The organism is Stappia sp. MMSF_3263, from assembly GCF_030733745.1.
Lineage (GTDB): Bacteria > Pseudomonadota > Alphaproteobacteria > Rhizobiales > Stappiaceae > Stappia.
Map to the genome: position 1 here is coordinate 73,702 of NZ_JASHIK010000019.1, position 14,030 is coordinate 87,731.

A 14,030-nucleotide genomic window follows, 5' to 3' on the forward strand; every position below is an offset into this window, starting at 1 on the left:
CGGTGGGTAATTCTGCCTTTGCGGTTTCCCGGAGGGCGGTTGCGCTCCATACTCCGCACGGGTCGCCGCCGGGGTTTTCTCCTGGCGAGCGGACCTGAGAACCTTCCGACCGCCGGTCCGCCAGGGTCAGGACCCTGAACCGGCCAACCAGCTGCGATCCCGCCATGTCCGATACAGACCTTGCCGCCCGCGCCGTCGAAGACCTGACGCTGGAGGAGGCTGCCGCCGAACTGGCAAGGCTCGCCGAGGAGATCGCCGGGCACGACCGGCACTATCACGGCGAGGATGCGCCGGTCATCTCGGATGCCGAGTATGACGCCCTGAAGCGGCGCAACGATGCGATCGAGGCGCGGTTTCCGAGCCTGTTGCGCAGCGACAGTCCCTCGCAGCGGGTCGGCAGTGCCCCCTCGGAGGGGTTCGGCAAGGTCACCCATGCGATCCCCATGCTGTCGCTGGACAATGCCTTTTCCGACGAGGATGTTGCCGACTTCTTTGGTCGCATCCGCCGTTTCCTGAAGATCGATCCGCTGATGGGGGCGATTGCCGTCACCGTCGAACCGAAGATCGACGGGCTGTCGCTGTCGCTGCGTTACGAGAAGCGGCGGCTGGTCAGCGCGGCGACGCGCGGCGACGGGGCGGTCGGCGAAAACGTCACCCAGAACGCGCTGACAATCGAGGACATTCCACAGCGCCTGCCGGATGATGCTCCGGACATCGTCGAGGTGCGCGGCGAGGTCTATATGCGGCACGAGGACTTTCGCACCCTCAACGCCCGCATGGAGGCCCAGGGCGGCAAGGTCTTCGCCAATCCGCGCAATGCGGCCGCCGGGTCGCTGCGCCAGCTCAACCCGGAGGTGACGCGCTCGCGACCCTTGCGCTTCTTCGCCTATGCCTGGGGCGAGATGAGCGCCATGCCCGCGGACACGCAATACGAGATGGTCCAGACGCTGGGGACCTGGGGCTTCACCGTCAACGACCGGATGCGGCGCTGCGAGACCGTGAAGGAGATCCTTGAGGCCTATCACGGCATCGAGGAGGAGCGGGCTCTGCTCGGTTACGACATCGACGGCATGGTCTACAAGGTCGACCGGCTCGACCTGCAGGCCCGGCTTGGCTATGTCTCGCGCGCGCCTCGCTGGGCCATCGCCCACAAGTTCCCGGCCGAGAAGGCCTTTACGGTGCTGCGGGACATAGAGATCCAGGTCGGGCGCACCGGCGCGCTGACGCCGGTCGCCAAGCTTGAACCGGTGACCGTCGGCGGTGTCGTCGTTTCCAACGCGACGCTGCACAACGAGGACTACATCAAGGGCATCGGTCAGGATGGCGAGCCGATCCGCGGCGGCAAGGAGATCCGCGTCGGCGATACGGTGCAGATCCAGCGGGCCGGCGACGTCATCCCGCAGATCGTCGATATCGACCTCGACAAGCGGCCGGCGGATGCCGAACCTTTCGCGTTCCCGACCGTCTGTCCGGCCTGCGGCAGCCATGCGGTACGCGACACGAACCCGGCGAGCGGGCGGATCGACGCGGTGCGCCGCTGCACCGGCGGGCTGGTCTGCCCGGCACAGGCCAAGGAAAAGCTGAAGCATTTCGTCTCGCGCCTTGCCTTCGACATCGAGGGGCTCGGCGACAAGCAGGTCGAGTTCTTCTTCGACCTGCCGATGGAGGAGGGAGGCATTCGCCAGCCTGCCGACATCTTTACGCTGGAGGATCGCGACGCCGCCTCGCCGCTGATCAAGCTGAAGAATCGCGATGGCTGGGGCGAGACGAGCGCGGCCAATCTCTTCGCCGCGATCGAGGCGCGACGGGAGGTGCCGCTCAACCGGGTGATCTACGCGCTCGGCATCCGGCATGTGGGCGAGGGCAATGCCAAGCTGCTCGCCCGCCACTATCTTGATTGGGAAAGCTTCCAGGCAGCGATGCTTGCGGCGTCTGATTCCGGCTCGGATGCATGGGCCGAACTGATGGACATCGACGGCATCGGCGAGACGGTGGCGCGCGCGGTGGTCGAGTTCTTCGCCGAGAGCCACAATCGCGAGGCGCTGGATGCCTTGATGCACGAGATCCGGCCGCAGGCGATGGAACGGGTCGAGGTCGATGCAAGCCCGGTCGCCGGCAAGACGCTGGTCTTCACCGGCAGCCTGGAGAAGATGAGCCGCGACGAGGCAAAGGCGCGGGCCGAGGCGATGGGGGCGAAGGTCTCCGGTTCGGTGTCGAAGAAGACCGACCTTGTCATTGCCGGCCCCGGCGCCGGTTCCAAGCTGAAGAAGGCTGCCGATCTCGGCATCGAGGTCATCGATGAGGATGCCTGGATCGAGATGGCGGGCGGGTGACACTGGATTTCGGGCGCTTTTGCTGGGTTGCGGCCGGCCGCCCCTCCTAAGCTCGGGCAAACTTGCTATATTGGTCCAAACAGCGAACAGATTCGCGGTGGCCCGATCGCGACCAACCCATCGAGACATGACAGTCAATGCCCGATTCCAATGGCGAGCGCTTCTCCACCTCCTACCATGCCTCAGGTCACGGAGAACCGGTGCCCGTGCGGCCGGCAGGCGGCAGCGGCATCGCTGCCCGGGCCCAGGCAGGACTCGCGCGGCCGTCGGCGAATGTCTCCTATCTCGAGGGTCTGAACCCCGAACAGCGTGAGGCGGTGGAGTCCCTGGACGGGCCGGTCCTGGTGCTGGCGGGTGCCGGCACCGGCAAGACCCGGGTGCTGACCACCCGCATTGGCCATATCCTGGCAACGCGGCGCGCCTTCCCGGGGCAGATCCTGTCGGTGACCTTCACCAACAAGGCTGCGCGGGAGATGAAGGAGCGGATCGAGCGGCTGATCGGCGACAGCGCGGAAGGCATGCCCTGGCTCGGCACGTTTCATTCGATCTGCGTCAAGATCCTGCGCCGCCACGCGGAGCTTGTCGGCCTGAAGTCCGGCTTCTCGATCCTCGACACCGACGACCAGATCCGCCTGATCAAGCAGATCATCCAGGCAGAGGGGCTGGACGACAAGCGCTGGACGGCACGTGCCTTCGCCAGCCAGTTGGATGGCTGGAAGAACCGTGGCCTGACGCCCGCCCAGGTGCCGGAAGGCGAGGCGCGCTCCTTTGGCAACGGCAAGGGCCGCTCGCTCTACGAGCAGTACCAGGAGCGGCTGTCGATCCTCAATGCCGCCGATTTCGGCGACCTGCTTCTCCATGTCATCACGCTGTTCCGAGACAATCCGGACGTTCTGGCGGACTATCAGCGCCGCTTCCGGTTCATGCTGGTCGACGAGTACCAGGACACCAATATCGCCCAGTACCTGTTCCTGCGCCTGCTGGCCCAGGGCAACGCGAATATCTGCTGTGTTGGCGATGACGACCAGTCGATCTATGGCTGGCGCGGTGCCGAGGTCGACAACATCCTGCGCTTCGACCACGACTTCCCCGGTGCCAAGGTGATCCGGCTGGAGCGCAATTACCGCTCCACCAGCCACATCCTGGCAACCGCCTCGCACCTCATCGCCCACAATGAAGGCCGGCTCGGCAAGACGCTGTTCACGGACGTGGTGGACGACGAGGAAGAGGATGTCCGCGTCTCGGTGGCGGCAGCCTGGGACTCGGAGGAGGAGGCGCGCGCCATCGGCGACGAGATCGAGGCGCTGCAGGCCAAGGGCCACGGTCTCGACACGATGGCGATCCTGGTGCGCGCCTCGTTCCAGATGCGCGAGTTCGAGGACCGGTTCGTGACGCTTGGCGTCAACTACCGGGTCATCGGCGGACCGCGCTTCTACGAGCGCATGGAGATCCGCGATGCGATGGCCTATTTCCGCTGCATCGTGCAGCCGGCCGACGATCTCGCCTTCGAGCGCATCGTCAACACGCCGAAGCGGGGGCTGGGCGAGGCCAGCCTGAAGATCGTTCACGCCTATGCGCGGGCGAACCGCATTCCCCTGATGCAGTCGGCCTCCGACATCTGCCAGACCGAAGAACTGAAGCCGAAGGCCCGCACGGCCCTGCGCATGCTGCTTGCCGAGTTCGACCGCTGGCGGGACCTGATGCCGACCATGTCGCATACCGAGCTTGCCGAGATCGTGCTCGATGAAAGCGGCTACACGGAGATGTGGCGCAACGACCGTTCGGCCGAGGCGCCGGGCCGGCTCGACAACCTCAAGGAACTGGTCCGTTCGATGGACGAGTTCGAATCGCTGCCCGGTTTCCTGGAGCATGTCGCGCTGGTCATGGATCGGGACGCGCAAGGCTCGAACGAGGCCGTCTCCATCATGACGCTGCATTCGGCCAAGGGGCTGGAGTTCGACACGGTGTTCCTGCCCGGTTGGGAGGAGGGGCTTTTCCCGCACCAGCGTGCGCTGGACGAGAGCGGGCGTGCCGGGCTGGAGGAAGAGCGCCGGCTTGCCTATGTGGGCGTCACGCGGGCGCGTCGGCGGGCCAAGATCTGGTTTGCCTCCAACCGGCGTATCCATGGCATGTGGCAGAGCTCGATCCCCTCCCGCTTCCTCGACGAGTTGCCGGCCGATCATGTCGACGTGATCGAACAGTCGAACAGCTACGGGGGCTATGGCGGGGGCGGATACGGCGCCAGCCGCTTCGATACGCGCGATCCGTTCAAGTCGAGCTATTCGACGCCGGGCTGGCAGCGGGCGCAGAAGGCGCAGGCGCAGGGGGCGGACACGGGCGGCTTTGCCGGACGCATGGGGAATGAGCGGGCGCGGGGCGGACCGCGAACCATCGAGGGGGAACTTGTCGCTCGCTCCGTGGCGGACGAGCCGTCGGCCTATGCCATGGGCGAGCGCGTCTTCCACCTGAAGTTCGGTTACGGCGAGATCGTTGCCATCGAGGGCAACAAGCTGACGATCCAGTTCGACAAGGCCGGCCGCAAGAAGGTGCTCGACAGCTTCGTCGAGCGCCATTGACGGCGTCTGGTGCCGGCCGCCGTCGCATTGCGGACATCCCGCGATATCGGCCAGTTGACTGACGCGCTGCGGGAGTTCGCCACATGCATTCCGTCGTCACCGCCATTGCCCTGATCGCCGTTGCGGGCGTTGCCGCGCAGTGGCTCGCCTGGCGCTTTCAGTTGCCGGCGATCGTGCTTCTGCTGGCGGCGGGCGTGCTCGCCGGGCCGGTGACGGGACTGGTACAGCCGGACGTGCAGTTCGCGGGCATCGTGCAGCCGCTGATCGCGGTCGCCGTGGCGATCATCCTCTTCGAAGGCGGCCTGACGCTGAATTTCCACCAGATATCGGAAAGCGCCAAGGCGGTGCGCCGGATCGTCTTTGTCGGTGCGCCGATCGCCTTCGTGCTGGGTGCGGTCAACGCCTTCTACGTTGCCGAGCTCAGTCTCTGGCCGGCCCTGATCTTCGCCGGCATCCTCGTGGTCACCGGCCCGACAGTGATCATACCGCTGCTGCGACAGGCGAAGCTGACCCGGCGCCCGGCGGCGATCCTGCGCTGGGAGGCGATCCTGGCGGATCCTGTCGGGGCGCTGCTTGCGGTCTTCGTCTACGAGATATTCCTGGTCTCCTCCGGCCATCACGCGGCGGATGCGCTGGCCTTGCGGGTGATCGCCGCGCTTGTCATCGGTCTTGGGGGCGGGTGGTTCGCGGGCCGTGCGCTGGTGCGCGCCTTCGTCCATGGCCACGTGCCGGAGTTCCTGAAAATCCCGGTCATTCTCACGGTCGTTCTGGTCACCTACGCGCTGTCCAACGCGGTGCTGGAGGAGAGCGGCCTGCTGACGGTGACCATGCTGGGGCTTGCGCTTGGCAACTCGCGCATTGCCTCGCTGGGGGAGGTGAAGCGCTTCAAGGAAACCATGACGATCCTGCTCGTCTCGGGGGTCTTCATCATTCTCACCGCATCGCTGGAGCCGGCGGCGCTGATATCGGCGCTTGACCTCAGGACATTGGCCTTCGTGCTCGTCCTTCTTCTGGTGGTGCGCCCGCTGTCGATCTGGCTGTCGACCATCGGTGCCGGTCTTACCTTGAAGGAGCGGCTGCTGGTCGGCTGGATCGCGCCACGCGGGGTGGTCGCCGTCGCGGTGTCGGGTCTCTTTGCCGGTCTCCTTGCCTCGCGCGGCATCGCCGATGGCGAGCGCCTCGTCCCGCTCGCCTTCGCGGTGGTGGTGGCGACGGTGGTCGCGCATGGCTTCTCGATTGCCCCGCTGGCCCGGGTGTTGGGGCTTTCCAGCGGCGGCGATGCAGGGCTGATAATCGTCGGCTCGGGCCGTTTCACCGTGGCGCTGGCGGCCAAGCTGAAGGAGCGCGACATTCCGGTGATGATCTCGGATCGCAACTGGGCACGGCTGCGGCTGGCGCGACAGGCGGGCATCGACACGCATTATGGCGAGATCCTCTCGGAAGTGGCGGAACACACGATCTCACTGACCTCCTACAGCCATCTCCTCGCGGCGACCGACAACGACGACTACAACGCGCTGATTTGCACGAATTTCGGCCCCGAGATCGGGCGCTCCAACGTGCTGCAGATCGGGCGCGACAAGGACGAGACGCCGGAAAGCCGTCAGCTCATGGTGACGCTTGGAGGGCGTCCGTTCCTGGGCAGCGCCGGCGGCATCCATGCGCTCGACGCCAGGGTCGCGGGCAACTGGCGTATCTCAGCAACCACGCTCAGCAAGGAATATGACCGCGAAGCCCATGCCGCCGACCGGCCGGCCGATGCGGTCACGCTGCTCGTCATCACCTCGGGCGGAAAGTTGCGCCCCGACGGCGGGGCGAGGAACGAGGCCTTGCGTGTCGGCGACACGATCGTCAGCCTGCTGCCGCCGGAAAAGGCGGGCAACTGATAGCGGCCGGCCGTCGCGGGCCGTCGGCGGGCGGTTGGCCATTGCGACGCGGCATCGGCAGGGCTATTAGGCAGGCCATCGCGTCCAGCCGGAAGAGACCATGTCCACCATTCGTGTCCGCATCACCGCCCTCGAGATCGAGGCCAAGCGCATCTATGAATTGCTGGTGCGCGACTTCGAGGACGACGGCAACCCGGTGACGGTGTTCGAATCCTCCGCCGACGGGCGCGAGTGGACGGCCGAGATCCTGCTGTTCGACATGAGCGAGGCAGAGGCTGCTGCCCTTGTCCGCGACAGGCTGGGGGCGGATGCCTTCGCGGCGCCGGTCGAGGCCGTCTTGCTGGAGGACATCAACTGGGTGGAAAAGAGCCTGGAAGGCCTCTCCCCGGTGTCGGCGGGGCGGTTCTTCGTGCATGGCAACCATGACCGGACGAAGCGCCCGGTAAATGGCATTCCGATCGAGATCGAGGCGGCTCTTGCCTTCGGTACCGGCCATCATGGCACGACCGCGGGCTGTCTGATCGAGATCGACCGGTTGCTTTCGCGCCGCCGCTACAAACGGATGCTCGACCTTGGGACCGGCACAGGCGTGCTTGCCATCGCGATGGCGCTGCTTTCGCGCCAGCCGGTGCTGGCAACCGACATCGACCCGGTCGCGACCCGCACGGCGGAGGCGAATGCCCGCCACAATCTCGCCGGCAGCTTGCTGCGAACGGCAACGGCGGCGGGCGTCGACCACCGGATCTTCGCCGAGGAAGGGCCGTTCGACCTTGTGGTGGCGAACATTCTCGCGCGTCCCCTGATGCGTATGGCTGCGGGCCTTGCGCGCCGGATGACGCCGGCGGCGACCCTCATCCTGTCGGGGCTGCGTGTCGAGGACGGTCCGCGCATCCTGTTCGCCTATGGAGCGCAGGGCTTCCATCTGGCCCGCAGGCAGAATCGCGACGGCTGGCTGACGCTGACGCTTGTGCGCGGGCGCCGCGAGCCTTGAGGCTCGCAAGAGCCTTCCCCGCGATCACAAGCCAGTCCTGAAACGAAAACGGGCCCGGCGATCCGCCAGGCCCGTGTTTTGTCGTGCTGTGCCGGTTCTTGATCAGAACGCGGCGGTCAGCGATCCCTGACGCTCCAGCTCGGCGCGGTCGTAGCCGTAGGCGGCAAGCGTCGCGTCGTCGAGCGAGAGGAGGTAGCCGTTGACGTAACGGCGGGCCTGACGCTCACGCGCTGCGACCATCGAGTCGATGGCCTTGCGGAAGAGGCCCTTGGAGCCGTTGCGGGAAGCGCCGGCAATGGCAGTGGTGGTCGTGGTGGCAATGGCCATGATCTTTATCTCCGGTTCGAGGTCTCTCTAAAAGAGCTTCCTCCCTCAAACTCTCAAGACAGAGTATGGGGGTGAGCGAGCCATGCGAAAAGTCCGATAAGTGCATGGCAGCGCTGCGAATGCTGCATGTGCGAATTCATAATATTGCAATGCAGCGGAGCAATTGCCGCATTGCGAAGCGCTGATTGCCCGTTGCGTGTGCAGAAGCCGGGGCCGGCCGCTGCAATGCCCTTTCGCCGGACCGCGTTTGGCGGTAGCGTTTCGCCATGTTCCAGAGCTTCGACAATGTCATCGACCCGTCCGTCGGCCCCGCGCGTTGCGCGGCCCTGCGGCAAGAGCTTCTCCGCCTCGGCCTCGACGGGTTCCTTGTCCCGCGTGCCGATGCGCATCAGGGAGAATATGTGCCGCCCTCGGATGCGCGGCTCGAATGGCTCACCGGCTTTGCCGGTTCGGCCGGCATGGCCGTGGTGCTGGCTGAAAAGGCGGCGATCTTCGTCGACGGTCGCTACACCATCCAGGTGCGGGAGCAGGTGAACACGGACGTGTTCCAGCCGCAGCACCTGATCGAGACCCCGCCCTCGGACTGGCTGGCGGCAGAGCTGAAGGCGGGACAGAAGCTCGGCTATGACCCGATGCTGCACACGATCAACGGCGCGCGCCGGCTTGCCGAGGCCTGTGCTTCCGCCGGCGCGGAGCTCGTTGCAGTGGAGGTCAATCCGGTCGATGCGGTCCGGCACGACCGGCCGGCCGCGCCGCTCGGCCCGGTCTCGGTCCATTCCGATGATTTTGCCGGCGAGGCGGCGCCTTCGAAGATCGCCCGCATGGCAGCGGCTGTGGCCAAGGCGAAGGCGGATGCCTTCGTGCTGACGCAGCCGGATTCGATCGCCTGGCTCTTCAACATCCGTGGCAGCGACGTTTCGCACACCCCGCTGCCGCTGTCCTTCGCGCTGCTGCCGGCCAGCGGTATGCCGCAGGTCTTCATCGACGACCGCAAGCTGACAAACAGCTCGCGCGACCATCTGGCCTCGCTTGCCGAGATCCGCGGTCCGGCGGACCTGCTGCCCGCGCTCGCCGCGCTGGGGCGCGATGGCGCCACCGTCATGCTCGATCCCGACTGGGCCGGAGCAGCCCTTGCCGCAGCCGTCAGCGAAGCCGGCGGCACGGTGCGGCACGGGGCGGACCCGATCACCCGGGCCAAGGCGGTCAAGAATGCCGCCGAGATCGCCGGGGCACGTGCCGCGCACCTGCGCGACGGCGCTGCCTTCGCCCGGTTTCTGGCCTGGTTCGATGCGGCCGTGGATGCAGGCCCGCTTGACGAGATCGGCGTCGCCGAGCGGCTGGAGGCCTTCCGCGCGGAAACCGGCAAGCTGAAGGAGATCTCCTTCGACAGCATCTCGGCGGCCGGCCCCAACGCCGCGATCTGCCACTATCGTGTCGATCGGCGCAGCAACCTGACAATCCCCGCCGACAGCCTGTTCCTCATCGATTCCGGCGGCCAGTACGAAGACGGCACCACCGATATCACGCGAACCCTTGCGGTCGGCACCGTTCCGGAAGAGCAGAAGCGGCATTTCACGCTGGTCCTGAAAGGGCATATCGCGATTGCCACGGCGCGCTTTCCCGTTGGCACCAGTGGTGCCCAGATCGATGCGCTTGCGCGTATCGCGCTGTGGAAGGCGGGGCTCGATTTCGACCACGGCACCGGCCACGGGGTCGGCTCCTATCTCTCCGTTCACGAAGGACCGCAGCGCATCGCCAAGACCGGTCATGTCGCGCTGGAACCGGGCATGATCGTCTCCAACGAGCCGGGCTACTATCGCGATGGCGGCCACGGCATCCGCATCGAGAACCTCGAACTGGTGACGCCGGCCACGCAGATCGAGGGGGGCGAGCGGCCGATGCTCGGCTTCACTCCGCTGACCCTGGCGCCGATCGACCGCCGTCTGGTTCTCGTGGAAATGCTGAGCACCGAGGAGCGGGCCTGGCTCGACGCCTATCACGCGCGCGTTCAGGCGGAGATCGGGCCGCTGGTCGACGCAGAGACAGGCGCCTGGCTCGAACGGGCGACCGCACCGCTGTGAGGCGCGGGGCCGCTGCGCCCTAGCGGTGTTCCTCGACCTGATTGTTGATCAGTGCGGCGTTGAAGAAACGCAGCGCCCGGACGTGGCTGGCATGGCCGATCACCTCGTCTGGGCGCGCCCGGTCGATGACCGGCAGGCGGTTGGTGCCGCTTTCGTCGAAGACGCGCAAGGCCGTCTCCAGCGTGTCGCCAAGCGTCAGGTAGGGTGCGCCCGCCTCCGTGTCGAAAGGCTGGTGTTCCTCGTCCTCGGCCAGCCGCTCGACGAAATCCGAGACATGGACGATGCGCACCAGCCATTTGTGCGCGCCTTCCTGCAGCATGACGCCGCGCATCTCCAGCTGCCAGTGGAAGTAGGAGCGGCCGTGCACCGCCTGGGTCAGGCCGGTGGCGATGGAAACGGCGATCAGCAGGGCAATGGAAAGCGCATAGCCGCCGGTGAGCTCGAACACGATCATCGTCGTGGAGAAGGGGGCGCCGAGGACGGCGGCCGCCACCGCGCCCATGCCGAGGATGGCGTAGAGCCCGTGCGAGGAGGCGAGCTCGGGAAACACCGAGGCGGCGATCAGGCCGAAGGCGCCGCCGGTCATCGCGCCGAGATAGAGGGCGGGGGAGAAAATGCCGCCGCCAAAACGCGAGGCGAGCGTGATCGAGGTGGCCGCTGTCTTGGCGACAAGCAGGATCAGCATCGTCGTCAGGGGCAATTGCTGCTTGAGGGCGGAATCTGTCGCCTCGTAGCCAACGCCGAGCACTTCGGGAAAGACGATGCCGATGGCCCCGACGGCAAGTCCGCCCACCACGGGGCGCAGCCAGAGCGGCATGGTGACGTTGCGCGCCATCCAGTCGGTGCCGATCAGCGCGAACTGGAAGATGACGGCAACCGCCGCGCAGGTCAGCCCGAGCAGGGCAAAGGCCGGGATCTCCAGCGTCGAGGTGATCTGGTAGTCGGGAATGACGAAGGCGGCGACGTCGCCGAACCAGGCGCGCGACAGCAGGGTGCCGAGCACCGAGGCGATGACGATGGGAACGAAGGCGGTCATCGCGTAATGCCCGAGGATCACTTCATGGGCGAAGAGAACCCCGGCGATGGGCGCGTTGAACGAGGCGGAGACGGCGCTGGCGACGCCGCAGGCCAGCAGGATGCGGCGTGAGGCGTCGGGCAGGCGGAAGGTCTGGCAGATTGCCGTGCCGATGGTCGCGCCCAGATGCACGACCGGTCCCTCGCGGCCGGCGCTGGCGCCGCAGCCGAGCGACACGGTCGTGATGAAGGCCGAGGAAATGCCGGACCAGAAGGGCAGGCCGCGGCCCCCTTGTGCGCGCGCCTCGATCACGTCCGCGACACCGCCGGCGCGTTGCTTCGCCTGGAGCCTTTCCAGATAGATACCGACGAAAAGGCCGCCGACGGCCGGGGCCAGCAGGATCGTCCACCAGGGCACATGCGCGGCGGCCGTCACCACGGTCTCGGCCGTCGTGCCTAGCCACGTCCACTGGATGACGCCGATGGCAAGGCGGAACAGGATCGCGGCGATGGCCGTCAGCAGACCGATCACGATCGCCAGTCCCCAGACGAGCGGAAGCCGCGTCGTGCGGAACAGCCGCACGTTGGGCTCGATCCAGCGCGCTGCTATTTCCGGCAGCCGCCGCAGCTGGGTGTAAAGGCCGGTCATCGCTGTCGCCGCGCTGTCGTCCGTTTCCGGTCAGCGCCTGTTGATGGATATGCTTCGACCGGCCCTTTCCGGGCGGCCGAGCACGGCATGGGCATCCTTCATGTCCTGCAGGCGTTGCAACACATCCTCGGGCCAGGGCGCCACCTTGCGCGCCTTGAGATCGACATGCAGCGAGACCTGCTCCGAGGTCGCCGAGAGGAAACCTTCGTCGGCGTGAAAGAGCTCCTGATAGAGATGCGCCCGTTTCCCGTCGAAATCAACGAGTTGCACGGTTGCCCGGACGCGATCTCCCCCGTTCAGTTCGCGCAGGTAGCACAGGTGGGTCTCGGCGGTGAAAAAGGAGGCCTTGTTCCGGCGCGCATAGTCCGGGCCAAGGCCCAGATGGATGAAGGCCTCGTCGAGACAGGTGTCGAAGAGAACATTGTAGTAGGCCATGTTCAGATGGCCGTTATAGTCGAGCCAATCGGTGCGAACGGTCTGAATGGAGCCGTGAAACGGGGCATTGGCTTGCGCAGTCGGGGACATGATGGGCCGGTCCGTGGGTGCGGCATTTGGCCCGGCGCCGGAGCACCGCCCTTCAGGGCCGGAAGTCTTTGGCCGGGATTGCCGTTTTTGCTAGTGTGCGGCAAGCCTAGTCCGAGACTGGCGGCGAACGCAAACAGGGCAATCGGCTCCGGCCGGGCCGCCACCGCTCCGGCAGCGATATTTCGGGAGACAATTGATGAGCCTTGCAACGCTCCAGGCGCCGGTAAACCGCAATGACAGCGGCATCGAGCTCGTGGTCAAGATCCTCGCCCAACGGTTCGGCGAGCGCTTTTCCAGTGCCGCGGCCGTGCGCCAGCAGCATGGCCATACGACAACCTGGCTGCCGAATCAGGCGCCCGACGGTGTTGTCTTCGCGCATTCGACGGAGGAGGTGGCGACGGTTGTCGGCATCTGCGCCGAGCACCGCGTGCCGATCATTCCCTTCGGCACCGGGTCTTCGCTCGAGGGCCATGTCAACGCACCGGCGGGGGGCATTTCCATCGACCTGTCGCAGATGAATTCGGTCATCAAGGTCAATGCCGAGGATCTCGATTGCGTCGTGCAGGCGGGAGTGACGCGCAAGCAGCTCAACGAATACCTGCGCGACACAGGCTTGTTCTTCCCCATCGATCCTGGCGCGGATGCAAGCCTTGGCGGCATGGCGGCGACGCGGGCCTCGGGCACCAACGCGGTGCGCTATGGCACGATGAAGGACGCGGTGCTGGCGCTGACGGCGGTGATGGCCGACGGGCGGGTCATTCACACGGGTGGGCGGGCGCGCAAATCGGCGGCCGGTTACGACCTGACCCGCCTGCTTGTCGGTTCGGAGGGGACGCTCGGCATCATCACCGAGGTCACGCTGCGCCTGCACGGCATTCCGGAAGCCGTTTCCGGCGGCGTCTGTCCCTTCCCCGATCTCGAGACGGCCTGCAACGCGGTGATCATGACGATCCAGTGCGGTCTGCCGGTGGCGCGTATCGAGATCCTCGATTCGCACCAGATCCGGGCGAGCAACGCCTATTCCAAGCTGGAGCTTGCCGAGACGCCGACATTGTTCCTCGAGTTTCACGGCACGGAGAACGGCGTTCGCGAGCAGAGCGAGATGTTCAGCGAGATCGCACGCGAGTGCGGCGGCGGGGAGTTCGTGTGGGCAACCAGGGCGGAGGACCGGACGCGGTTGTGGGCGGCCCGGCACGATGCCTATTGGGCAGCGCTCGGCTTGCGGCCCGGGTGCAAGGGGGTGTCCACCGATGTCTGCGTGCCGATCTCGCGGCTTGCCGAGTGCATCGGCGAGACCTATCGCGACATCGAGGAACACGGCCTGCTGGCGCCTCTCGTGGGACATGTGGGCGATGGCAATTTCCATGTGCTGGTGCTTGTGGATGTCGACAATCCCCAGGAGGTCGCCGTTACGGAGGCTTTCATCGAGCGGCTGAACTGGCGCGCGATCGAGATGGGTGGCACCTGCACCGGCGAGCACGGTGTCGGCCAGGGGAAGATGAAGTATCTTGCCCGCGAACACGGCGCCGGGCTCGATGTCATGGCGGCGATCAAGACGGCGCTCGATCCGGACAACATCCTTAATCCGGGCAAGATCGTGCGGATTGACTGACGGCGTCCAGGGCGGGGCCGGGGCCAATATGGGAGA

At 66.3% G+C, this 14,030-nt stretch carries 9 protein-coding genes; 6 read left to right on the top strand and 3 right to left on the bottom strand.

Features of this window, described 5'->3' with window-relative positions:
• Nucleotides 1-164: 164 nt before the first annotated feature.
• The 4 genes from ligA to RBB46_RS18400 all read left to right on the top strand — a co-directional run bounded on the left by ligA (nucleotide 165) and on the right by RBB46_RS18400 (nucleotide 7,786).
• Nucleotides 165-2,333, top strand: coding sequence for an NAD-dependent DNA ligase LigA (gene ligA, locus RBB46_RS18385; RefSeq protein ID WP_306030479.1), 2,169 nt, complete (start codon nucleotides 165-167; stop codon nucleotides 2,331-2,333).
• A gap of 137 nt (nucleotides 2,334-2,470) precedes the next feature.
• Nucleotides 2,471-4,909, top strand: coding sequence for an ATP-dependent helicase (locus RBB46_RS18390; RefSeq protein WP_306030480.1), 2,439 nt, complete (start codon nucleotides 2,471-2,473; stop codon nucleotides 4,907-4,909).
• An 83-nt stretch (nucleotides 4,910-4,992) separates the two neighbouring features.
• Nucleotides 4,993-6,795 (top strand): sodium:proton antiporter, encoded by a 1,803-nt coding sequence (locus tag RBB46_RS18395; RefSeq protein WP_306030481.1) that lies wholly within the window; start codon nucleotides 4,993-4,995, stop codon nucleotides 6,793-6,795.
• Nucleotides 6,796-6,895: 100 nt separating this feature from the next.
• Nucleotides 6,896-7,786, top strand: coding sequence for a 50S ribosomal protein L11 methyltransferase (locus RBB46_RS18400; protein ID WP_306030482.1), 891 nt, complete (start codon nucleotides 6,896-6,898; stop codon nucleotides 7,784-7,786).
• Nucleotides 7,787-7,888: 102 nt separating this feature from the next.
• Here the strand turns inward: RBB46_RS18400 and RBB46_RS18405 are convergent, their stop codons facing one another.
• Nucleotides 7,889-8,113, bottom strand: a complete 225-nt coding sequence (locus tag RBB46_RS18405; protein WP_306030506.1) for a hypothetical protein — start codon at nucleotides 8,111-8,113, stop codon at nucleotides 7,889-7,891.
• Between the two features lie 266 nt (nucleotides 8,114-8,379).
• Between RBB46_RS18405 and RBB46_RS18410 the strand changes: the two genes are divergently transcribed.
• Entirely contained in the window at nucleotides 8,380-10,194 is a 1,815-nt protein-coding gene (locus tag RBB46_RS18410) for an aminopeptidase P family protein (RefSeq protein ID WP_306030483.1), read from the top strand.
• A gap of 19 nt (nucleotides 10,195-10,213) precedes the next feature.
• Here the strand turns inward: RBB46_RS18410 and RBB46_RS18415 are convergent, their stop codons facing one another.
• Together RBB46_RS18415 and RBB46_RS18420 are read right to left on the bottom strand one after the other, a co-directional pair.
• Nucleotides 10,214-11,857, bottom strand: coding sequence for a chloride channel protein (locus RBB46_RS18415; RefSeq protein WP_306030484.1), 1,644 nt, complete (start codon nucleotides 11,855-11,857; stop codon nucleotides 10,214-10,216).
• Nucleotides 11,858-11,887: 30 nt separating this feature from the next.
• Entirely contained in the window at nucleotides 11,888-12,382 is a 495-nt protein-coding gene (locus RBB46_RS18420; RefSeq protein ID WP_306030485.1) for a thioesterase family protein, read from the bottom strand.
• 196 nt (nucleotides 12,383-12,578) lie between these two features.
• Between RBB46_RS18420 and RBB46_RS18425 the strand changes: the two genes are divergently transcribed.
• Entirely contained in the window at nucleotides 12,579-13,994 is a 1,416-nt protein-coding gene (locus RBB46_RS18425; protein ID WP_306030486.1) for an FAD-binding oxidoreductase, read from the top strand.
• The last annotated feature ends 36 nt before the right edge of the window (nucleotides 13,995-14,030 follow it).